The organism is Alphaproteobacteria bacterium, from assembly GCA_016124955.1.
GTDB lineage: Bacteria > Pseudomonadota > Alphaproteobacteria > UBA9219 > RFNS01 > RI-461.
In genome coordinates, this window is sequence record WGMR01000005.1 from 85,014 (window position 1) to 104,933 (window position 19,920).

General features: G+C 59.2%; 25 protein-coding genes. 20 read left to right on the plus strand and 5 right to left on the minus strand.

All coding sequences use genetic code 11. From position 1 onward, the window contains the following. Positions 1-3: 3 nt before the first annotated feature. Both GC131_03425 and tldD read left to right on the plus strand, forming a co-directional pair. Positions 4-2,571, plus strand: a complete 2,568-nt coding sequence (locus GC131_03425; protein ID MBI1273120.1) for a PAS domain S-box protein — start codon at positions 4-6, stop codon at positions 2,569-2,571. Further along, positions 2,558-3,997 (plus strand): metalloprotease TldD, encoded by a 1,440-nt coding sequence (gene tldD, locus GC131_03430; protein MBI1273121.1) that lies wholly within the window; start codon positions 2,558-2,560, stop codon positions 3,995-3,997. The genes GC131_03425 and tldD overlap by 14 nt, the downstream gene beginning before the upstream one ends. On the opposite strand, the gene GC131_03435 is transcribed toward tldD, so the two are convergent. The 5 genes from GC131_03435 to GC131_03455 all read right to left on the minus strand — a co-directional run bounded on the left by GC131_03435 (position 3,994) and on the right by GC131_03455 (position 8,534). Continuing rightward, positions 3,994-5,421: a hypothetical protein gene (locus GC131_03435; GenBank protein MBI1273122.1), complete on the minus strand. Its 1,428-nt coding sequence runs from the start codon at positions 5,419-5,421 to the stop codon at positions 3,994-3,996. The two genes, tldD and GC131_03435, sit on opposite strands and share 4 nt — an antisense overlap. An 18-nt stretch (positions 5,422-5,439) precedes the next feature. Further along, entirely contained in the window at positions 5,440-5,667 is a 228-nt protein-coding gene (locus GC131_03440) for a hypothetical protein (protein ID MBI1273123.1), read from the minus strand. A 12-nt stretch (positions 5,668-5,679) separates the two neighbouring features. Continuing rightward, on the minus strand, positions 5,680-7,044 hold the full coding sequence (locus GC131_03445; protein MBI1273124.1) for a glutamate--cysteine ligase: 1,365 nt from the start codon (positions 7,042-7,044) through the stop codon (positions 5,680-5,682). An 11-nt stretch (positions 7,045-7,055) separates the two neighbouring features. Continuing rightward, a complete protein-coding gene (locus GC131_03450; protein MBI1273125.1) occupies positions 7,056-7,844 on the minus strand; it encodes a 16S rRNA (uracil(1498)-N(3))-methyltransferase in 789 nt (262 codons plus the stop codon). A 78-nt stretch (positions 7,845-7,922) separates the two neighbouring features. After that, entirely contained in the window at positions 7,923-8,534 is a 612-nt protein-coding gene (locus GC131_03455) for a sugar transferase (GenBank protein ID MBI1273126.1), read from the minus strand. A gap of 427 nt (positions 8,535-8,961) precedes the next feature. On the opposite strand from GC131_03455, the gene GC131_03460 reads away from it, so the two are divergent. The 18 genes from GC131_03460 (at position 8,962) to rplE (ending at position 19,908) form a co-directional block, all read left to right on the plus strand. Then, positions 8,962-9,333: a 30S ribosomal protein S12 gene (locus GC131_03460; protein ID MBI1273127.1), complete on the plus strand. Its 372-nt coding sequence runs from the start codon at positions 8,962-8,964 to the stop codon at positions 9,331-9,333. Between the two features lie 15 nt (positions 9,334-9,348). Then, positions 9,349-9,819 (plus strand): 30S ribosomal protein S7, encoded by a 471-nt coding sequence (gene rpsG / locus GC131_03465; GenBank protein ID MBI1273128.1) that lies wholly within the window; start codon positions 9,349-9,351, stop codon positions 9,817-9,819. Between the two features lie 15 nt (positions 9,820-9,834). After that, positions 9,835-11,925, plus strand: a complete 2,091-nt coding sequence (gene fusA, locus GC131_03470; protein ID MBI1273129.1) for an elongation factor G — start codon at positions 9,835-9,837, stop codon at positions 11,923-11,925. A 49-nt stretch (positions 11,926-11,974) separates the two neighbouring features. Next, entirely contained in the window at positions 11,975-13,162 is a 1,188-nt protein-coding gene (gene tuf, locus GC131_03475; GenBank protein MBI1273130.1) for an elongation factor Tu, read from the plus strand. A gap of 67 nt (positions 13,163-13,229) precedes the next feature. Continuing rightward, complete coding sequence (gene rpsJ, locus GC131_03480; protein MBI1273131.1) at positions 13,230-13,538, plus strand: 30S ribosomal protein S10; 309 nt, start codon at positions 13,230-13,232, stop codon at positions 13,536-13,538. Between the two features lie 11 nt (positions 13,539-13,549). Continuing rightward, the gene (locus tag GC131_03485) at positions 13,550-14,257 is read left to right on the plus strand and encodes a 50S ribosomal protein L3 (protein MBI1273132.1); all 708 of its coding nucleotides are present in this window, start codon (positions 13,550-13,552) and stop codon (positions 14,255-14,257) included. Between the two features lie 14 nt (positions 14,258-14,271). Beyond that, the gene (gene rplD / locus GC131_03490) at positions 14,272-14,925 is read left to right on the plus strand and encodes a 50S ribosomal protein L4 (protein ID MBI1273133.1); all 654 of its coding nucleotides are present in this window, start codon (positions 14,272-14,274) and stop codon (positions 14,923-14,925) included. A gap of 100 nt (positions 14,926-15,025) precedes the next feature. Next, positions 15,026-15,313 (plus strand): 50S ribosomal protein L23, encoded by a 288-nt coding sequence (locus GC131_03495; GenBank protein ID MBI1273134.1) that lies wholly within the window; start codon positions 15,026-15,028, stop codon positions 15,311-15,313. An 8-nt stretch (positions 15,314-15,321) separates the two neighbouring features. Continuing rightward, complete coding sequence (gene rplB / locus GC131_03500; protein ID MBI1273135.1) at positions 15,322-16,161, plus strand: 50S ribosomal protein L2; 840 nt, start codon at positions 15,322-15,324, stop codon at positions 16,159-16,161. Between the two features lie 19 nt (positions 16,162-16,180). Then, the gene (gene rpsS, locus GC131_03505) at positions 16,181-16,462 is read left to right on the plus strand and encodes a 30S ribosomal protein S19 (protein MBI1273136.1); all 282 of its coding nucleotides are present in this window, start codon (positions 16,181-16,183) and stop codon (positions 16,460-16,462) included. A 14-nt stretch (positions 16,463-16,476) separates the two neighbouring features. Beyond that, positions 16,477-16,956: a 50S ribosomal protein L22 gene (locus GC131_03510; GenBank protein MBI1273137.1), complete on the plus strand. Its 480-nt coding sequence runs from the start codon at positions 16,477-16,479 to the stop codon at positions 16,954-16,956. Positions 16,957-16,958: 2 nt separating this feature from the next. Then, positions 16,959-17,642: a 30S ribosomal protein S3 gene (rpsC, locus tag GC131_03515; protein MBI1273138.1), complete on the plus strand. Its 684-nt coding sequence runs from the start codon at positions 16,959-16,961 to the stop codon at positions 17,640-17,642. A gap of 32 nt (positions 17,643-17,674) precedes the next feature. After that, the gene (gene rplP, locus GC131_03520) at positions 17,675-18,088 is read left to right on the plus strand and encodes a 50S ribosomal protein L16 (GenBank protein ID MBI1273139.1); all 414 of its coding nucleotides are present in this window, start codon (positions 17,675-17,677) and stop codon (positions 18,086-18,088) included. Positions 18,089-18,099: 11 nt separating this feature from the next. After that, on the plus strand, positions 18,100-18,306 hold the full coding sequence (locus GC131_03525; GenBank protein ID MBI1273140.1) for a 50S ribosomal protein L29: 207 nt from the start codon (positions 18,100-18,102) through the stop codon (positions 18,304-18,306). 20 nt (positions 18,307-18,326) lie between these two features. Beyond that, entirely contained in the window at positions 18,327-18,593 is a 267-nt protein-coding gene (gene rpsQ, locus GC131_03530) for a 30S ribosomal protein S17 (protein MBI1273141.1), read from the plus strand. Between the two features lie 34 nt (positions 18,594-18,627). Continuing rightward, the gene (rplN, locus tag GC131_03535) at positions 18,628-18,996 is read left to right on the plus strand and encodes a 50S ribosomal protein L14 (GenBank protein ID MBI1273142.1); all 369 of its coding nucleotides are present in this window, start codon (positions 18,628-18,630) and stop codon (positions 18,994-18,996) included. Continuing rightward, positions 18,996-19,322, plus strand: coding sequence for a 50S ribosomal protein L24 (locus tag GC131_03540; GenBank protein ID MBI1273143.1), 327 nt, complete (start codon positions 18,996-18,998; stop codon positions 19,320-19,322). The genes rplN and GC131_03540 overlap by 1 nt, the downstream gene beginning before the upstream one ends. Positions 19,323-19,341: 19 nt before the next feature. Then, entirely contained in the window at positions 19,342-19,908 is a 567-nt protein-coding gene (gene rplE, locus GC131_03545; GenBank protein MBI1273144.1) for a 50S ribosomal protein L5, read from the plus strand. Positions 19,909-19,920 lie beyond the last annotated feature (12 nt).

Below are 19,920 nucleotides of genomic sequence, written 5' to 3' on the forward strand. Positions count from 1 at the left end.
CGAATGCTGGATATGAAGCCGCAACTGCAAAAACAGCCTTCGGTGCAGGAATTATCGCTTGCGGCCGCGACCGCCGTGCCATCGATACGCTGGATCACGCGCGGCCTGCTCGCCTGCGGCATCCTTGCGGTCGTGGGTATCTTTACCGTCTTTCTTTCGCTGGTCGCGCCCGAGATAACCTCGCCGCTGGTCTATGGGCCGCTGTTCGTGCTTGCGGTGACATCGGCCGGCAGCGCGCTATGGATTTTGATACAGGCGCGCAACCATGCGCAGCAGGAAATTTTGCTGCGTGAAGCGTTCCATAGCGTGCTGATCCCGCAGGCAATCACGGACGAATCCGGTAACGCCGTTCTGGCCAATCGCGCCTTCATCGGCTGGATCGATATCAGCGACCAGAACGCGGAAGATGCGCTGGCGGGCCGCTTCGCCGACAACCAGGCGGCGGCGGCGGAATTCAAGCAATTGCAAAAAACCGCCCGCGCCGGCCAGATGGCGGTGGCCGAATTGCCGGTGATGCGCAACGGCAGGATGGTGGAATGGCGCCGCATCACCGTGCGCCAGCTGACCGGCTGGCCCAATTACCTGCAATGGCGGCTTGAAGATGTGAGCGAGCGCCGCCGTATGGAACGCGCGATGCGCGAAGAGCAAGCCAAGCTGGTGGACTTCATGGCCAACGCGCCTGTTGGTATCTATTCGGTCGATCAGCACGGGCGTTTCCGTTTCGTCAACCGCACGCTGGCGGAATGGCTTGGCAGTTCGGCGGAAGAATTGATCAGTAATAATGTGCGGCTGCACGATGTGATCAACGCGCCATCGAAGGAAATCGCGCCGCACGCGATTGTGCCCGGCATGGAAGGCGAGCGCCGCGGCGAAGTCGTGATGACCAGCAAGGACGGACGCTTGTTGCCGGTCGCGATCACGCAAACCGTGGTGACGAACGACGACGGCAAAATGCTGCGTACCCGCTCGATCGTCCGCGATTTGACGCCGGAACGCGAATGGCAAGAAGCGCTGCTGCAATCGGAACAGCGTTTTCAGCGTTTGTTCGCGCAGGCGCCCATCGGCGTCGCGCTGGTGGATATGAATTTGAACGTGATGGAATGCAACCAGGCGCTTGTTAGCCTGCTGCGCCGCACGCGCGAGGCGCTGATCAATCTGCCGCTGACCGAACTGATCAGAAGCGATAGCCGTGATGCTGCGGAAACGCAGCTGCGCGACGTGCTGGGCGGCCGCGATTTCGTCAAGCCGCTTGAAGTGCATCTGATCGCCGACCGCGACGTGGCGGTGCTTATATATGTGAAACGCTTCGATGCCCCGGCGCTGACCCGGCAGGGTACCGACCCGAACGTGACCGAAGGCGGCTTGGTGCTTTATTTCATCGACACGACCGAGCAAAAACGGCTCGAGGTGCAGTTCGCGCAATCGCAGAAAATGCAGGCCATCGGCCAGCTCGCGGGGGGTATCGCGCACGATTTCAACAATCTGCTGACCGCCATGATCGGCTTCTGCGATCTTTTGCTGCAGCGGCACAAGCCGGGCGACCAGAGCTTCGCCGACATCATGCAGATCAAACAGAACGGCAGCCGCGCCGCCAATCTTGTGCGGCAATTGCTGGCCTTTTCGCGCCAGCAAACCTTGCAGCCCAAGGTGCTTAGTATGGTCGATGTGCTGGCCGAGCTTTCCAACCTGCTGCGCCGCCTGATCGGCCCCACCATCAGGCTGGAGATGGTTCACGGCCGCGATCTCGCGCCCGTGAAGGTCGATCAGATGCAGCTCGAACAGGTGATCGTCAATCTTGTGGTCAATGCGCGCGACGCGATGCCGCAGGGCGGCGCCATCACGGTAAAAACCAGCAACCACAAGCAGGCTGTGGGGATTCTGCGCAGGCAGGACGAAATGCCGGCGGGGCAGTATGTGTTGATCGAAGTGAGCGATACCGGCACCGGCATCCCCAAGGAAATCCAGCAACGTATCTTCGAACCGTTTTTTTCGACCAAGGAAGTCGGCCACGGCACCGGGCTCGGGCTTTCGACCGTGTACGGCATTGTCCGCCAGACCGGCGGCTTTATTAATCTTGAGAGCGAGGTTGGCCGCGGCACCAAATTCATGGTTTACCTGCCCGCGCATATTCGTGACGGCAAGGCGGTTGAGGAAGCGGCGGTCGAGGAAGCGCCCGAAAAGGCCGCCGACCTTACGGGTTCCGGCAACATTTTGCTGGTCGAGGACGAAGATGCGGTGCGCATTTTCTCCTCTCGTGCGCTGCGCAACAAGGGTTACAACGTGATTGAGGCGCGTAACGGCGAGGAAGCGCTCGCGGTGATCGAGAAGGAAGGCAAAACGCTTGAGCTCATGATCAGCGACGTCGTTATGCCGCAGATGGACGGGCCGACGTTGTATAGCAAGATCAAGGACGATTGGCCGAAGCTGAAGGTGATCTTCATTTCCGGTTATGCGGAAGATAAATTCCGCGACCAGCTAAAGGCAGGCGAGGTGGTTTACTTTCTCGGCAAGCCCTTTACGCTCAAGCAGCTGGCCAGCAAGGTGAAGGATGTGCTCGATGGCAACGAATAACCTGCAACATACGGACCGGATCTTTTTCGGTTCAACCGGATTCGATATTGATACGGCGCAGCGCACCGTTAAGCAGGCGCTTGCGGGTTGCGACGATGGCGAATTGTTTCTTGAATATCATCAATCGGAAAGTTTCGTATGGGATGACGGCAAGCTGAAGAACGCAAGCTTCGATACGGCGCAGGGTTTTGGGCTGCGCGCTGTGGCGGGCGAGGCGACCGGCTACGCCCATGCCGCCGCGCTGGACGCAAAGGCGCTGCGGCGCGCGGCCGACAGTGTGCGCGCGGTCAGCAAGGGGTATAGCGGCACGCTGGCGGCACAGCCCGTCGGCACCAACCGGCATTTGTATGACGACCAGAACCCGTTGCAGAGCAAGGCGTTCGAGGAAAAAATTAAATTGTTGCAGGAAATAGACGCCTATGCGCGCGCCCGCGACCCGCGCGTGCATCAGGTCAGCATCTCGTTGCTTGCCAGCTGGCAAGCGGTCCAGATCATGCGCGCCGACGGCTGGCGCGGGGCCGATATCCGCCCGCTCGTGCGCCTGAACCTTTCGATCGTGACCAAGAACGGCGACCGGCTTGAGGCCGGTTCCGACGGTGCGGGCGGCCGCACCGGCTATGAACGTTATTTTGCGCCAGAACATTGGCAAAAGCAGGTGGATGAAGCGCTTCGTCAATCGCTGGTCAATCAGGAGGCGGTCGAGGCAAAGGCGGGCGAGATGACGGTCGTGCTTGGCCCCGGCTGGCCCGGCGTTTTGTTGCACGAAGCAATCGGCCACGGGCTTGAGGGCGATTTCAACCGCCAGAAAACATCCGCCTTTGCCGGGCTGATGGGGCAGCAAGTGGCGGCCAAGGGCGTCACGGTGGTGGATGACGGCACGCTCGATCAGCGCCGCGGTTCGCTCACGATCGACGACGAAGGCACGCCCACGCAATGCACCACCTTGATCGAGGACGGCAAGCTGGTCGGCTATTTGCAGGACAGGTTGAACGCAAGGCTGATGGGCGTGAAGCCCACCGGCAACGGGCGGCGCGAAAGCTTCGCGCACAAACCCATGCCGCGCATGACCAACACGATCATGCGTTCAGGTACGCAGGACCCGGCCGAGATCCTCGCTTCGGTGAAGAAGGGGCTTTATGCCGTGAATTTCGGCGGCGGGCAGGTGGATATTACATCCGGCAAGTTCGTGTTTTCCGCTTCGGAAGCGTATGAAATTGAGAACGGTAAAATCGGTCGCCCCGTAAAGGGGCCGACGTTGATCGGCACCGGGTTCGAGGCGCTGAAAAAGATCAGCATGGTCGGCAATGACAGCGCGCTCGATGCCGGTATCGGCACTTGCGGCAAGGAAGGGCAAAGCGTGCCCGTGGGCGTCGGCCAGCCGACCATGCGGCTCGAGGCAATGACCGTGGGCGGCGCGGGGGTTTAGGGCGCCGATTTTTTCTGCGCAAGCCCAAATAGCACGGAGACGATCAGGCTGATTGAAATGGTGGTCAGGGAGGCTATCATGACAAGCATGCCATCGTCCTTGATATTGGCGTAAATTGAGAATGGCAGGCCTATAAGCAGTGCGGAGCCAACGGCGAATGCCAACCCCTTGCCATTCATGCGCTTCCAGTACAGTGAAAGCACGATGGGAAAGAACATTGTCGCGGTAATAACGCCGTTCAACATAAACACCCAAAGTATTTTTGGATTGGTCAGCGCAATAAGAATGCTTAGTACGCCGACGGTCAGCATGGTCATGCGTGACGCCATCAATAGTTTCTTGTCCCCTGCTTCTGGCGCTATATAGCGCTTATATATGTCAATGCCGCCAATAGAGCTCATGGCACACAAGGCGGAATCCAGCGTCGAGCACAAGCCTGCAAAAGCCATGAGAACGAATGCATACAGTGCTGCCCGTGGTAGAAGGTGATTGATCACGACCGGGGCAACCATTTCAGGATTATCGACCGTGATGTGCCCTTGCGCAGCCAATGTGGCGCCTATGAAGCCGAGGGCGGATAGGGCTATGGGAACCAGCCCGAACAACAAGCCGCCATACATGAAAGTGGGTTTTATATTTTCTTTCTTCACGGCAAAGGCGCGTTGCACAAACATCTGGTCGGCAATAGGGGCGGTCATCAAGGTAATTGTTGCCGGAATGCCAAAAGTCAACGCGACATCAAGGTCAAACAAATTCTTATGGGTTCCGTCCGCCCCACCTAGCCCCTCAAGATAAACGGATAAACCGCCCGCTTCAAAGAAAACCATGGGAACAATGATTAGTGCGAGCCCAAGCACCATGATCATTTGCAGAACGTCGGTGAATATGGAGGCCTTAAGGCCGCTTAACAGGGAGTATGACAGGGCTATGACGCCCATGCCGATAATTGCCGTACGGGTGTCGATCCCGCTCACTGCGTTCAACAGTATGCCGCCAGCATTGGCATTGGCAACAATCGCGCTGCCGAGATACAAGAAATTACCGATGATGAATATTATATGTCCCGCCTTGCCGTTCTTGTATTTCTCGGCAACGTATTCGGGGATCGTATATCCCTTTGGCATAACATTTCTCAGCCGTATGGCTAGAAAGGCAAACAGGAAAAAGCAGGCGATATTGGGTGCGATAAACCAAAAAACGCCGGGCAAGCCGAGATTATAAGCCTGTAGGGAGCAGACAAAAATTGCCGGGGCCCAAACCCACGTTACGGCTATGCTAAAGGAGCCCTGCCATATGCCTACTTTCCTGTCGGCTACGAGGAAGCCATCGGCGTGCCGTTCTGTATGAGTCTTTATCCATGTTAAGCCAATCATGGCTATGCCAAAAACGGCCAGTATGATGAGTCCCTCTATTTGGGAAAGCATTGCGCGTCTCCTGCCGACCTAGCTGTTCTTTTCCTTGTTCGCGTCCTGCGCGGCCTTGAAGGCGCGTTTGCGTTCCGCGATGTTTTGCGCCGTGTTGGTGACCGCAAGGCCGGGGTTTTTCAAACTGGCGACGCCGCCGCCCCAATGCACGCGATCCGGCCGGTAACCTTCAAACACATCGCTGGGAATCAGCATGCTGTTCAGGTTTTTACGCATTTCCAGTTGTTTGACGGGTTCGTCGGCCATGGTGCTTCTCCGTTACAAACGGCAATCTTCGAACACCTTGCTTATATCACCTTTCCAGAAGTGCTCAAAGCGCATCAACAGATCGTCCGCGTAGCTCATTTCGCCTTCGGTGATCATGAAAAGCCGGTCGAGGTAGCGGGTTTCGTCGGCCATGCCGTGCAGCCGCACGGCGCGGCGGCGCAAGCCCTGCTGCGCCAGCTTGACGGCTTCGTTCGCGTACCATGCCGCCGTTTTGCCCGCGACCGGCGTTTTGAGGCCGCGCTTCGGCACATCGCGGTGCAGCGCGGCGCGGTCTTCCGCCGACCAGACCTTTATAAGCTGCCATGCGGCATCGAGCGCGATGCTGTCATACATAATGCCGGTCCAGAAACTTGGCAGCGCGAGGATGCTTTCGACCGTGCCGGCATCGGCCCCGCGCATTTCCATAAAACTTTTCAGCCGCACATCGGGATAGAGAACACCGAGATGGTTAAGCCAATCGCCGATATACGGCGTTTCTCCGGGCAGGGCAGGCAGCTTGCCGGCCATGAAATCGGCGAAGCTCTGGCCGCTTGCATCGATGAAGCCGCCGCCGCGACGCACATAATACATGGGCACGGAAAGCGCGTAATCGGCATAGCGTTCAAAACCGAAACCGTCTTCGAACACGAATTCCGGCATGCCGCAGCGCGCGGCATCGGTGTCCTGCCATATGTGCATGCGGTAGCTGGCGTAACCGTTCGGTTGGCCTTCGGTGAAGGGCGAGGCGGCAAAAAGTGCAGTGGCGATGGGTTGCAGTGCCGTCGCCACGCGCATTTTCAAAACCATGTCGGCTTCGTCGGCGTAATCGAGGTTCACTTGCGTGGTGCAGGTTTGTTGCATCATGTCGTGCCCGAGCGTGCCGACGCTTGGCATGTATTTGCGCATGATCGCGTAATGGCCCTTCGGTATCCACGGTATGTCTTCGCGCTTCGCGGTCGGGTGAAAGCCGAGCCCGAGGAACCCGAGCCCGAGTTCCGCCGCTGCCTGCCGTGCCTCGGTGAAATGCTGGTCGATCTCGGCCGCGGTTTCATGCAGGTTCGCGAGCGGCGCGCCCGCCAGTTCAAACTGCCCGCCCGGTTCGGGTGAAATGGTTGTTTGGCCGCGCTTCATGGCGACAAGGTTTTTGCCTTCGAACACTTCTTGCCAGCCGAATGCCTTCATCCCAAGCATGAGCGCGCGGATGCCGGCGGGGCCGTCATAGCCCGTGGGTGCAAACGTAGCCGTGTTGAAGACGAATTTTTCATGCTCCGTGCCGATGCGCCATTCGGCCTTCGGCTTGCAGCCGTCAGCGATATAGGCGGTAAGCTGGCGGCGGTCGGTCACCGGATCGCCAAGGAAATCGTTAGACAGCGCCATATGTGCGGTTATCAGGAATAGGTTGGCCGGGCGGCGGTGGCTTGCGGCCAGTCACCGTGAAACGATTGCCAGCAGCTTAGCGCACTGATGGCGGCGGTGTCTGCCCGTAAAATGCGCGGCCCGAGGCTTACGGCGACCGTGCCACGCAAGGCACGTGCGGCCTGCAGTTCCTGCTCGTTGAAGCCGCCTTCGGGGCCGATCAGGATCGCGGCCTTGCGCCATGTAAGCCCGGCGGGCGCAAGTTTGCGCAACGCTTCGCCGATGGGCATGACGGCGCCCGCTTCGGCGCAAAACAGCAATACGCGGTCGGGCGGGAAATTTTTTATCATGGCGTCGAACGTCACGGGTTCGGCAACTTCCGGGATGCTCAGGCGTTCGCATTGTTCCGCCGCTTCGATGGCGATGACGCGCAGGCGGTCGGTGTTCACGCGTTCGGCATTCGTGTGCGCCGTCATCACCGGGCAAAGCCGCGCCGCGCCCAGCTCGCTTGCTTTCTCGATCATGAAATCGGTATGAGCGCGCTTGAGCGGCGCGAAGAACAGCCACACATCGGGTTCGTGCGCCTGCTTGCGGGTTTGTTCGATCAGCCCGAAAAAGGCGCGGTCCTTGCTGAGCGATTTGATCGAGGCGTGCCATTCGCCATCCTGCCCGTTAAAGAGCAGGACTTCGTCGCCGATTTCACGGCGCATAACGTTTTTAAGGTAGTGCAGTTGCTCTTCCGATGAGGCGACCTCGGGCCCCGGCGCCAGCGGCGTTTCTATATAAAGCCTTGGCAGGCGGTGCAGGGGTGTTTTGGCCATCAGTCCTTCGTGTCTGTGATTCCGTGTGCAAACAAGGCGGGTGTGAATGTAATTTTGCCGTACAGACAGGGTAGCATTTTATGCCCGGGGGGTAAAATCCGGCGGCTGTGTATTGCCCCGTGGCGGCGGGTTCGTATCCTTGCCGCCAAATACGGTCGTGATTGTTTTCCACACAATCCACATATTCAGGCAGAAGTTGCCAGCCCTTGCGACATACATAAGGTCGTATTGTAGCCGGCGTTCGGGGTTTGCCTTCATCGAATAGCGGCCTCGTTCTTGTACCTGCGCAAGCCCGGTTAGCCCGGGCTTGGCCCGGTAACGATCTTTGAAGCCGGGAATATCGTGTTCCACGGGCATCGGGCGCGGCCCGATCAATGTCATATCGCCTTTAACGATGTTCCAGAGCTGGGGCAGCTCGTCGATACTCCATCGGCGCAGGAATTTTCCCGTTGGCGTTAACCTATCCTGATCGGGGAGCAGAGAGCCTGCGGCATCCACATCGTTCGTCATCGAACGAATCTTGTATATTGTGAAAGGCTTGCCATGCAGCCCGTAGCGCGTTTGCCGGAATAGACCGGGGCCAGGCGTTGTCATTCTGGTGGCGGCTATGCCGAATAATATAAGCGGAGCCGAGAGCACGAGTGCCGGCGCGGCAACCCCTATATCTATGGTTCTGCGGACCAAGCCCATCTTAAAAAACCTTATAACATATTGATTTATATATTTAATTTTTATTAAATAATCTCTTGATCGGAAAAGATAGTAATACTGGCGCTAAATCTGGCAAGGAAATATTGAAACAAGTGCGTGCCTTGCGGCGCAAGAAAGTTAAAATCCCTTAATCTTCGCTTGACGTGCCCTAGGCATATCCCCTAGAAAGCGCGTGCCTTTTGGGACCGGTGGTAGCCCCAGTTTTACTTCGTGAAATGCCAGGCTAGACGCGGATCCGGATGTTGCAAACGAGAACATAGCCGATGGCGATGAACGGCGGCCGGAAGTTTCGGTCTGCAGGTCGCGCGGTGTTAGAAGTTTACCCTGCACGAAGCGGCAAATGATGTCGCCTCGCTGTGGGTTTTGTCTTTGTGAAATGTACTGAACCGGTTGAGGGACAGGGAATATGGCAACGGTAAATCAGCTGGTCCGCAAGGGCCGCAAAGCATACGCGATGAAGAGCAAAGCGCCGGCGATGAAGCGCTGCCCGCAGAAGCGCGGCGTTTGCACGCGCGTTTATACGACCACGCCGAAGAAGCCGAACTCGGCGCTTCGCAAGGTTGCGCGCATTCGCCTTACCAACGGATTCGAAGTGATCGCCTACATTCCGGGTGAAGGCCACAATCTTCAGGAACACTCGGTCGTTATGATCCGCGGCGGCCGCGTCAAGGATTTGCCCGGTGTCCGTTACCACATCATCCGCGGCACGCTCGATACGCAGGGCGTGAAAGACCGCAAGCAGCGCCGTTCGAAGTACGGCGCCAAGCGTCCGAAGTAAGGGGAGACAGGAATTATGGCGCGTCGTCGTCGTGCAGAAAAAAGAGAAGTCTTGCCGGATCCGAAGTTCAACGAGATCCTGGTCAGCAAGTTCATGAGCTGCCTCATGGTTCACGGCAAGAAATCAGTTGCCGAAGGGATCGTGTATGGCGCGCTGGACAAGATCAAGGCCAAATCGAAGACCGACCCGCTCGAAGTCTTCAAGAATGCGCTGACCAAGGTCCGCCCGCATCTTGAAGTGCGTTCGCGCCGTGTCGGCGGCGCCACCTATCAGGTGCCGGTTGAAGTGCGGCCCGATCGCGGTGTGGCGCTTGCCATGCGCTGGATCATTGCCGCCGCGCGCGACCGTTCGGAAACCACCATGGTGGACAAGTTGTTCGGCGAACTGATGGATGCGGCCAATGATCGCGGCACCGCCATCAAGAAGCGCGAAGATACGCATCGTATGGCGGAGGCCAACAAGGCCTTCTCGCATTTCCGCTGGTAAGAAAGACAGAGAGCAATGCCCCGCCAGACACCCATCAACCTGTATCGCAACTTCGGCATCATGGCGCATATCGACGCCGGTAAAACGACGACGACCGAGCGCGTGCTTTACTACACCGGCAAATCCTACAAGATCGGCGAAGTGCACGAAGGCACCGCCACGATGGATTGGATGGAGCAGGAACAGGAACGCGGCATCACCATTACGTCTGCGGCCACCACCTGTTTCTGGACCCGCAGCGATCAACAGCACCGCTTCAACATCATCGACACCCCCGGCCACGTTGACTTCACGATCGAAGTCGAACGCTCGCTGCGTGTGCTTGACGGCGCGATTGCGGTCTATGACAGCGTCGCCGGCGTGGAGCCGCAGTCCGAAACCGTTTGGCGCCAGGCCGACAAGTACCATGTTCCGCGCATCTGCTTCGTGAACAAGATGGACCGTACCGGCGCGAACTTTTACCGCACGGTCGATATGATCAAGAGCCGCCTTGGCGCAACCCCGCTGGTCGTGCAGCTGCCGATCGGTTCGGAAACCGAATTCCAGGGCGTTGTCGATCTGCAGAAAATGAAGGCGCTGATCTGGTCGGGTGAAGAGCTGGGCGCGAAGTTCGAAGAAGTCGAGATTCCTGCCGACATGAAGGAAAAGGCGGCCGAATACCGGCACGCGCTTCTGGAAACCGCCGTGGAAATGGACGATACGGCGATGGCCGAATACCTTGACGGCAAGGAGCCTTCGGTTGAAACCCTGCGCGCCTGCATCCGCAAGGGCACGCTTTCACGCAAGTTCTTCCCGATTTTCTGCGGTTCCGCCTTCAAGAACAAGGGCGTGCAGCCGTTGCTGGACGGCGTCGTTGACTTCCTGCCTTCGCCGCCGGATGTGGGCAGCGTGAAGGGCTTCAAGCCCGGTACGGAAGAGGAAGATTCGCGTCCCCCCACCGATGAAGCGCCGTTCTCCGGCCTCGCGTTCAAGATCATGGACGATCCCTTCGTCGGTTCGTTGACCTTCGTGCGTATCTATTCGGGTACGCTGCAGGCCGGCAGCTATGTCCAGAACTCGATCAAAGAGAGCCGCGAACGCGTAGGCCGCATGCTGTTGATGCATGCCAATTCGCGCGAAGAGGCAAAGGAAGCTTTCGCAGGCGATATCGTCGCACTGGCTTCACTGAAGGATGTCCGCACCGGCGACACGCTGTGCGACTCCGCCAAGCCGATCGTGCTGGAAAAGATGGAATTCCCGGACCCGGTCATCGAAATGGCGCTGGAGCCGAAAACCAAGGCCGATCAGGAAAAGATGGTCACGGCTTTGCTGCGCCTGGCGCAGGAAGATCCTTCGTTCCGTATCAGCACGGACCAGGAAACCGGCCAGACCATCATCAAGGGCATGGGCGAACTCCACCTCGACATCAAGATCGACATTCTGCGCCGCAACTTCAAGGTCGATGCCAATGTGGGCGCGCCGCAGGTTGCGTATCGTGAAACCATTTCGCGCAAGAAGACGGTCGATTACACGCACAAGAAGCAGTCCGGCGGTTCGGGCCAGTTCGCGCGCGTGATCCTCGATTTCGAGCCGCTGCCCCCGGGTTCCGGCTACCTGTTCGAGAGCAAGGTTGTCGGTGGTTCGGTGCCGAAGGAATACATCCCCGGCGTCGAAAAGGGTCTGGCGTCTGCCAAGGATAACGGCGTGATTGCCGGCTTCCCGACCATCGATTTCAAGGTGACGCTGACGGACGGCGCTTACCACGATGTCGACTCGTCGGCGCTGGCGTTCGAAATCGCCGCGCGCGCGGCTTTCCGCGAAGGCATGCCGCAGGCGGGCCCGACGCTGCTCGAGCCGGTTATGAAGGTTGAGGTTGTCACGCCCGAAGATTTCATGGGCGACGTGATCGGCGATTTGAACAGCCGTCGCGGGCAGGTAACGGGCATGGATCAGCGCGGCAATGCGCGCACGATCGATTCCATTGTGCCGCTGGCGAACATGTTCGGTTATGTGAACACACTGCGTTCGATGACGCAGGGCCGCGCCTCGTTCTCGATGGTGTTCGATCATTACGAGCCGGTGCCCCAGGCGATTGCCGCCGAGGTCAAGGCGAAGTTGGCTGGTTAAGTCTGGTGAGTGTTAAGTTTCCAAATCCTTCAACTGATGGAGAAAGAGTATGACGAAGGAAAAGTTTAATCGTAACAAGCCGCACTGCAACATCGGCACGATTGGTCACGTTGACCACGGCAAGACGTCGCTGACGGCTGCGATCACCAAGGTTCTGGCCAAGTCCGGCGGTGCTTCGTTTACCGCCTATGACCAGATCGACAAGGCGCCGGAAGAAAAGGCGCGCGGTATCACGATTTCGACCGCGCACGTCGAATATGAAACCGGCAAGCGCCACTATGCGCACGTCGATTGCCCCGGCCACGCGGACTACGTGAAGAACATGATCACCGGCGCGGCGCAGATGGACGGCGCTATCCTGGTCGTGTCGGCCGCTGACGGCCCGATGCCGCAGACGCGCGAGCACATCCTGCTTGCCCGCCAGGTCGGCGTTCCGGCGATCGTCGTGTTCATGAACAAGATGGACATGGCAGACCCCGAACTGGCCGATCTCGTGGAAATGGAAATCCGTGAATTGCTGACCAAGTACCAGTTCCCCGGCGACAAAACCCCGATCATCAAGGGTTCGGCTCTTTGCGCGCTCGAGGACAAGAACCCCGAGCTGGGCGACGAAGCGGTCAAGAAGCTGATGGATGCGGTTGACGAATTCATCCCGCAGCCCGAACGCCCGAAGGACAAGCCGTTCCTGATGCCGGTCGAAGACGTGTTCTCGATCTCCGGTCGCGGCACCGTGGTCACCGGCCGTGTCGAACGCGGCATTATCAAGGTGGGCGAGGAAGTCGAAATCGTCGGCCTGCGCGCGACCACCAAGACGGTCGTCACCGGCGTCGAAATGTTCCGCAAGCTGCTTGATGAAGGCGAAGCGGGCGACAACATCGGCGCGCTGCTGCGCGGCACGAAGCGTGAAGAAGTCGAGCGCGGCCAGGTTCTGGCCAAGCCCGGCTCGATCACGCCGCACACCAAGTTCAAGGCGGAATGCTACATTCTGACCAAGGACGAAGGTGGCCGTCACACCCCGTTCTTCACCAACTATCGTCCCCAGTTCTACTTCCGCACGACGGACGTAACGGGCGAAGTGATCCTGCCGCAGGGCACGGAAATGGTGATGCCGGGCGACAACATCTCGGTCGAAGTGCATTTGATTGCGCCAATCGCGATGGACGAAGGCCTGCGTTTTGCTATCCGCGAAGGCGGCCGCACTGTCGGCGCCGGCGTGGTGGCGAAGATCATCGAGTAAGGTGTTTAAACGGGCCGCCGCCCGCAAAAACAGGCGGCGGCCCATTTTTTGGATGTGAGAAAAACAGATGGATACGCAAACGATCCGCATACGCCTGAGAGCGTTTGACCATCGCGTGCTTGACACCTCGGTCGGGGAAATTGTCAACACAGCGAAACGTACCGGCGCGCAAGTGCGCGGGCCAATCCCGCTGCCGACGCGGATCGAACGCTTTACGGTGAACCGTAGCCCGCACGTCGATAAAAAGTCGCGCGAGCAGTTTGAAATCCGGACGCATAAGCGTCTTCTGGATATTGAAGACCCGACCCCGCAGACGATCGACGCGCTGATGAAGCTCGATCTGCCTGCCGGCGTCGATGTCGAGATCAAGGTTTAATGGTGGATGTCATGGCTCTGAAGCAACGTACCGGCGTATTGACAGAAAAACTGGGCATGACCCGTATCTTCACCGATGCGGGCCAGCATGTGCCCGTGACGGTCCTGAAGCTGGATAGCTGCCAGGTCGTTGCCGTGCGCAGCCAGGAAAAGAACGGCTACACTGCGCTGCAGATCGGCGTTGGTGCTTGCAAGGCCAAGCATCTGACCAAGGCCCAGCGCGGCCACTTCGCCAAGGCGAAGGTCGAGCCCAAGAAGCAGATGGCCGAATTTCGCGTTTCGCCCGATGCCGTGCTTGATGTCGGCGCCGAGATTCTGGTTACGCATTTTGTGCCGGGCCAGTTCGTGGACGTAAGCGCGACCACGATCGGCAAGGGTTTTCAGGGCGTCATGAAGCGCCACAACTTTTCCGGTCTGCGCGCCTCGCACGGCGTGTCGGTTTCCCATCGCAGCCACGGTTCGACCGGGCAGCGCCAGGATCCGGGCAAGGTCTTCAAGAACAAGAAGATGGCCGGCCATATGGGCGCGGTGCGCACCACGATCCAGAATCTGGAAGTGATTGCGGTGGACGCGGAAGAAGGTTTGATCATGGTGCGGGGCGCGGTGCCCGGTGCCGAAGGTTCGGTCGTGACAGTGCGCGATGCGGTCAAGCGCGCGCTGCCCAAGGACGCACCGTTTCCGGCAGGCATTAAGGCTGCCGGTGAACAGTCCGCAGCATAAATCGGGGATGTGCCATGAAGGCTAGTGTCGTAAATCTGGAAAACAAGAAGGTCGGTGAAGTCGAGCTGGCCGATGCCGTGTTCGGCGTCGAGGCCCGCGAAGACATTCTTGCCCGCATGATCCACTGGCAGCTTGCCAAGCGCCGGTCCGGCACGCATTCGACCAAGGAAATCTGGGCGGTTCAGGGCACCACGAAGAAGCCGCATTCCCAAAAAGGCACCGGCAGCGCCCGTCAGGGCAGCAAGCGTTCGCCGCAGTTCCGCGGCGGCGCCGTGATCTTCGGGCCGCATCCGCGCAGCCACGCCTACAACATGCCCAAGAAGGTGCGTGTGCAGGCCCTTTGCATGGCGCTGGCCGCCAAGCAGAAGGAAGGCAAGCTGATCGTGCTTGAAGCTGCGAAGGTGGACGCGCCCAAGACCAAGCAGCTCGCGCAACAGCTGACCAAGATCGGCGCCATGAACGCGCTGATCGTTGACGGTGCCAACCTCGATCTCGCTTTCGCACGCGCCGCGCGCAATCTGCCGTTTGTGGATGTGCTGCCGGAGCAGGGCGTGAACGTTTATGACATCGTGCGCCACGATACGCTGGTGTTGACCAAGAACGCTGTCGAACAGCTGCAGGCCCGCTTGCAGAAGGCCGGCAAGCCGGCGGCGAAGAAGGCTGCCTAAGCGGAGAATGATGATGAGCGAAGAAGCAAAAACCACCAAGCCCGCGGCCAAGAAGGCCGCCAAGGCATCCAAGCCCCCGGTCGCCGCCGGCGCCGAGGAAATGGCGCGCCACTATGACGTGATTGTCGCGCCGTGGGTGACGGAAAAGGCGACCAACGGTTCGCAATTCAACCAGATCACCTTCAAGGTGGCGTTGGATGCAACCAAGCCGCAGATCAAGGCGGCGGTTGAAGCGCTGTTCAAGGTCGAGGTTACCGGTGTGAACACCAGCATCCTTGGCGGCAAGGTTAAGCGTTTCCGCGGCCAGCCCGGCACGCGCAGCGACGTGAAGAAAGCGGTCGTGACCCTGAAAGAGGGCCAGTCGATCGATGTGGCGACAGGAGTTTGAGGTAGGTCATGGCACTCAAGAAATATAACCCGACTTCCGCAGGCATGCGCCACGTCGTGGCGATCGACCGCAGCGAGCTGTGGGATGGCAAGCCCGTCAAGGTTTTGACGCAGGGTCTTAGCAAGTCCGGCGGCCGCAACAACAAGGGCCGTATCACCAGCCGCCATCGTGGTGGCGGCCATGCGCGCCGTTATCGCCTGGTCGATTTCGCGCGCCGCAAGTTCGATATGCCCGCGACGGTGGAACGCCTGGAATACGATCCGAACCGCACCGCCTTCATCGCGCTGATCAAGTATAAGGACGGCACGCTGTCCTACATCATTGCGCCGCAGCGCCTGCAAAAGGGCGATGTGGTCGAAAGCGGCAAGCGCGTTGACGTGAAGACGGGCAACGCCATGATGCTCAAGAACATCCCTGTCGGCACCATTGTCCACAATGTGGAAATGAAGCCGGGTAAGGGCGGTCAGCTGGCGCGCTCGGCCGGTGCTTATGTGCAGCTGGTGGGCCGCGACGCGGGCTATGCGCAGATCAAGCTGAACTCCGGCGAGCTTCGCAAGGTGCCGCAGGATTGCATGGCCACGATCGGCGCGGTTTCGAACCCCGATCACGGCAACACCGAAATGGGCAAGGCGGGCCGTGCGCGCTGGAAGGGCATTCGCCCGCAGACGCGCAGTATCGCCATGAACCCGGTCGATCACCCGAACGGCGGCCGCACCAAGGGCGGCAAGCATTGGATGACGCCGTGGGGCAAACCGACCAAGGGTAAGAAGACCCGGCACAACAAGCGTACCGACGGCATGATCATCCGCCGCGCCAACAAGCGCAAGGATGCGCAGGGCGCACGGTAGGGAATAGGGAGAAGAGAAAATGGCACGTTCAGTCTGGAAGGGTCCGTTCGTCGATAGCTATCTGCTGGATAAGGCAGAGAAGTCGCGTTCCAGTGGCCGCAACGAGATTATCAAGATCTGGTCGCGCCGTTCGACGATCCTGCCGCAATTCGTCGGCCTTACGTTCGGCGTCTATAACGGCAACAAGTTTCTGCCTGTGGCAGTGACGGAAAACATGATCGGCCACAAGTTCGGCGAATTCGCGCCGACGCGGTTATTCAAGGGCCACACGGCGGCCGACAAGAAATCCGTGAAGGCCTAAGGGGAGCAGGGAAGATGGGTAAGCCAAAGACAGAACGCAGGCTGGGCGACGATACCGCGGAAGCGCGCGGCCGCGTCATCCGCACTTCGGCGCGCAAGTTGAACCTTGTGGCGGCGAGCATTCGCGGCCTGAGCGCCTCCGATGCGATCACTGCGCTCAACTTCACCAAGCGCCGCATCGCCATCGACGTGAAGAAGGTTTTGCAGGCTGCGATCGCGAACGCCGAAAACAACCACAATCTTGATGTGGACAAGCTTTATGTCGCGGAAGCCAGTGTGGGCCGCAGCTTCGTTATGCATCGTTTTCACACGCGCGGCCGTGGCCGCAGCGCCGCGATCCAGAAGCCGTTCAGCAACCTGACGGTGATCGTGCGCGAGCGCAAGGAAGAGGAAAAGAAGAAAAAGACCGCTTCAGCCAAGGGTAAAGCAAGCGGCAAGGCCAAAACCCCGGCGGCGGAAGCCAAGCCGGCAGAAACAGAACAGGCGGGAACGTAATCATGGGTCAGAAAACCAATCCGGTCGGCTTCAGGCTCGGCATCAACCGCACGTGGGATAGCCGCTGGTATGCCGGCGCCGACTACGCGACCTTGCTGCATGAAGATGTGCGCTTGCGCGAATATCTGACGGAAAAGCTGGCGCAGGCCGGTATCGCCCGCATCGTGATCGAACGCCCGGCCAAGAAGGCGCGCATCACCATCCATTCCGCGCGCCCCGGCGTCGTGATCGGCAAGAAAGGCGCCGATATCGAAAAGCTGCGCAGCGATTTGGCGAAGATGACGAATGCCGAGGTCAGCCTCAACATCCTCGAGATCCGCAAGCCGGAGCTCGATGCCAAGCTGGCGGCCGATAACATCGCGCAGCAGCTTGAGCGCCGCGTCGCCTTCCGCCGCGCCATGAAGCGCGCCGTGCAATCGGCTATGCGTTTGGGCGCCCAGGGTATTCGTATCAACTGCGCCGGCCGTCTCGGCGGCGCGGAAATCGCGCGCACGGAATGGTACCGCGAAGGCCGCGTGCCGTTGCACACGCTGCGTGCCGATGTCGATTTCGGCACATCGACCGCTTACACGACCATGGGTGCCTGCGGCGTGAAGGTCTGGATTTTCAAGGGTGAAATTCTCGACCATGACCCGATGGCGCAAGACAAGCGCGCCGCGGAACAATCGCCGCAGCGCCAGCAATAAGGTTTGGGATACAAGGATCAGGGTGACGTAACATGATGCAACCGAAGCGCACAAAGTACCGCAAGGCTCACAAGGGCCGGATTCACGGTGCCGCCAAGGGCAGGACGCGGTTGACGTTCGGCGCCTTCGGCCTCAAGGCCCTGGAACCCGATCGCGTGACCGCGCGCCAAATCGAAGCCGCGCGCCGCACGATCGCACGTTCGATCAAGCGCCAGGGTCGCCTGTGGATCATGATTTTCCCGGATGTACCGGTTTCGAAGAAGCCGACCGAAGTCCGCATGGGTTCGGGCAAGGGTTCGCCGGAATTCTGGGCATGCCGCGTTCACCGTGGCCGGATCATGTTTGAGCTGGATGGCGTGCCGGAAGCCGTGGCACGCGAAGCCTTTACGCTGGCGGCCGCGAAGCTGCCGATCAAGACCAAGTTCATCCAGCGTATTGCGGCTTGATGGAGGGAATGATGCCACAGGGTAAGACAAAAGATATGCGCCTTAAGACGGAAAAAGAGCTCGAAGAACAGCTCGCGAGCCTGCGTAAGGAAAAGTTCAACCTTCGCTTCCAGCGCGCAACGGGCCAGCAGAAGAACACCGCCCGCGGAAACGCGGTGCGCAAGGAGATCGCGAAGATCTTGACGATTATGAATGAACGCAAGCGGAAAGCCGCGTAAGAGGAAGAGGAAACAGGAAAATGCCGCGTCGTGTATTGCAGGGAACGGTTGTGAGTGACAAGGGCGACAAGACCATCACGGTCAAGGTCGAACGCCGCCTCATGCACCCGTTGTACAAGAAATTTATTCGTCGTTCGAAGAAGTACGCCGCGCATGACGAAACCAACAAGTGCCGCGTCGGCGACAAGGTTTCGATCATCGAATGCCCGCCGATCAGCAAGCGCAAGCGCTGGACGGTGATCGATGGCGCCGCTGCGGCGCCCGCGGGCAAGAAGAAGGCATCATAAGGCTGCAAAGGTTTGAAGGAAGAAGGTTAGTGTCATGATCCAGATGGAATCGACCCTCGAGGTCGCGGACAACAGCGGTGCGAAGAAGGTTGCCTGCATCAAGGTGCTGGGCGGCTCCAAGCGCAAGTTCGCTTCCGTGGGCGACGTGATCGTCGTCAGCGTGAAGAACGCGATCCCGCGCGGCCGCGTCAAGAAGGGCGACGTGCACAAGGCCGTGATCGTCCGCACCCGCAAGGAAGTGCGCCGCGACGATGGTTCGTTGATCCGCTTCGACAGCAACGCCGCTGTTTTGATCAACAAGGACAAGGAGCCGATCGGCACCCGTATTTTTGGCCCGGTGACGCGCGAGCTGCGTAACCTTGGCTTCATGAAGATTATTTCGCTCGCTGAAGAGGTGCTGTAATGGCCGCGAAACTGAAGATCAAAAAGAAGGACCGCGTGATCGTGCTTGCCGGCAAGGACAAGGGCAAGACCGGCGAGGTCATCCGCGTGCTGCCGGCCGAAGGCCGCGTGGTGGTGCAGGGTATCAACATGGTGGCGCGTCATGCCCGCGCCTCGCAGCAGAATCCGGGCGGGATTATCCGCAAGGAAGCCTCGATCCACATTTCGAACGTGGCGCACGTAGATCCCAAGGACAGCAAGAAGCCGACCCGTATCGGCTTCAAGCTTCTGAAGGATGGCCGCAAGGCGCGCTATGCCAAGCGTTCGGGCGAACTGATCGACGCATAAGGTTTGAAAGAGAAGAGCGATGAACACGACAGCAGCAAAATTAAAGCCCCGGCTTAAGGACCGTTACGAAACCACCGTGGTTCCGGCCCTTGTTAAGCAGTTCGGCTACAAGAACAAGATGGAAGTTCCGCGTCTTGACAAGATCGTGCTCAACATGTCGCCGGGCCGCGATGCGGTCAACGACAGCAAGATCATGAAGATCGCGGCCGAGCAGATGGCGCTGATCGCCGGGCAGAAGCCCGTTATCAGCAAATCGCGCAAGGCTATCGCGACCTTCAAGCTGAAGGAAGAACAGAGCATCGGCTGCAAGGTCACGCTGCGCAAGGAACGCATGTACGAATTCCTCGACCGGCTCGTGAACATTGCGCTGCCGCGCGTGCGCGATTTCCGCGGCGTTTCGGGCAAGAGCTTTGACGGCCGCGGCAACTATGCGCTCGGGCTCAAGGAACAGATCGTGTTTCCGGAAATCGAATTCGACAAGATCGACAAGGTCCGTGGCATGGACATCATTATTTGCACAACGGCCAAGACGGATGCCGAAGCGAAGGCCTTGCTGGCCGGCTTTGACATGCCGTTCACGAAGTAAGCGGGGGAGAAA

Bases quoted from the DNA above. Each gene is read 5' to 3' on its own strand.
- GC131_03435 (MBI1273122.1), bottom strand. From the start codon at position 5,421: ATGCTTTCCCAAATAGAGGGACTCATCATACTGGCCGTTTTTGGCATA.
- GC131_03455 (MBI1273126.1), bottom strand. From the start codon at position 8,534: ATGGGCTTGGTCCGCAGAACCATAGATATAGGGGTTGCCGCGCCGGCA.
- GC131_03495 (MBI1273134.1), top strand. From the start codon at position 15,026: ATGGCGCGCCACTATGACGTGATTGTCGCGCCGTGGGTGACGGAAAAG.
- GC131_03450 (MBI1273125.1), bottom strand. From the start codon at position 7,844: ATGGCCAAAACACCCCTGCACCGCCTGCCAAGGCTTTATATAGAAACG.
- tuf (MBI1273130.1), top strand. From the start codon at position 11,975: ATGACGAAGGAAAAGTTTAATCGTAACAAGCCGCACTGCAACATCGGC.
- GC131_03485 (MBI1273132.1), top strand. From the start codon at position 13,550: ATGGCTCTGAAGCAACGTACCGGCGTATTGACAGAAAAACTGGGCATG.
- fusA (MBI1273129.1), top strand. From the start codon at position 9,835: ATGCCCCGCCAGACACCCATCAACCTGTATCGCAACTTCGGCATCATG.
- GC131_03510 (MBI1273137.1), top strand. From the start codon at position 16,477: ATGGGTAAGCCAAAGACAGAACGCAGGCTGGGCGACGATACCGCGGAA.
- rpsS (MBI1273136.1), top strand. From the start codon at position 16,181: ATGGCACGTTCAGTCTGGAAGGGTCCGTTCGTCGATAGCTATCTGCTG.
- rpsG (MBI1273128.1), top strand. From the start codon at position 9,349: ATGGCGCGTCGTCGTCGTGCAGAAAAAAGAGAAGTCTTGCCGGATCCG.
- rplN (MBI1273142.1), top strand. From the start codon at position 18,628: ATGATCCAGATGGAATCGACCCTCGAGGTCGCGGACAACAGCGGTGCG.
- rplP (MBI1273139.1), top strand. From the start codon at position 17,675: ATGATGCAACCGAAGCGCACAAAGTACCGCAAGGCTCACAAGGGCCGG.
- GC131_03440 (MBI1273123.1), bottom strand. From the start codon at position 5,667: ATGGCCGACGAACCCGTCAAACAACTGGAAATGCGTAAAAACCTGAAC.
- GC131_03445 (MBI1273124.1), bottom strand. From the start codon at position 7,044: ATGGCGCTGTCTAACGATTTCCTTGGCGATCCGGTGACCGACCGCCGC.
- rpsJ (MBI1273131.1), top strand. From the start codon at position 13,230: ATGGATACGCAAACGATCCGCATACGCCTGAGAGCGTTTGACCATCGC.
- rpsQ (MBI1273141.1), top strand. From the start codon at position 18,327: ATGCCGCGTCGTGTATTGCAGGGAACGGTTGTGAGTGACAAGGGCGAC.
- GC131_03460 (MBI1273127.1), top strand. From the start codon at position 8,962: ATGGCAACGGTAAATCAGCTGGTCCGCAAGGGCCGCAAAGCATACGCG.
- tldD (MBI1273121.1), top strand. From the start codon at position 2,558: ATGGCAACGAATAACCTGCAACATACGGACCGGATCTTTTTCGGTTCA.
- rpsC (MBI1273138.1), top strand. From the start codon at position 16,959: ATGGGTCAGAAAACCAATCCGGTCGGCTTCAGGCTCGGCATCAACCGC.
- rplE (MBI1273144.1), top strand. From the start codon at position 19,342: ATGAACACGACAGCAGCAAAATTAAAGCCCCGGCTTAAGGACCGTTAC.
- rplB (MBI1273135.1), top strand. From the start codon at position 15,322: ATGGCACTCAAGAAATATAACCCGACTTCCGCAGGCATGCGCCACGTC.
- rplD (MBI1273133.1), top strand. From the start codon at position 14,272: ATGAAGGCTAGTGTCGTAAATCTGGAAAACAAGAAGGTCGGTGAAGTC.
- GC131_03425 (MBI1273120.1), top strand. From the start codon at position 4: ATGCTGGATATGAAGCCGCAACTGCAAAAACAGCCTTCGGTGCAGGAA.
- GC131_03540 (MBI1273143.1), top strand. From the start codon at position 18,996: ATGGCCGCGAAACTGAAGATCAAAAAGAAGGACCGCGTGATCGTGCTT.
- GC131_03525 (MBI1273140.1), top strand. From the start codon at position 18,100: ATGCCACAGGGTAAGACAAAAGATATGCGCCTTAAGACGGAAAAAGAG.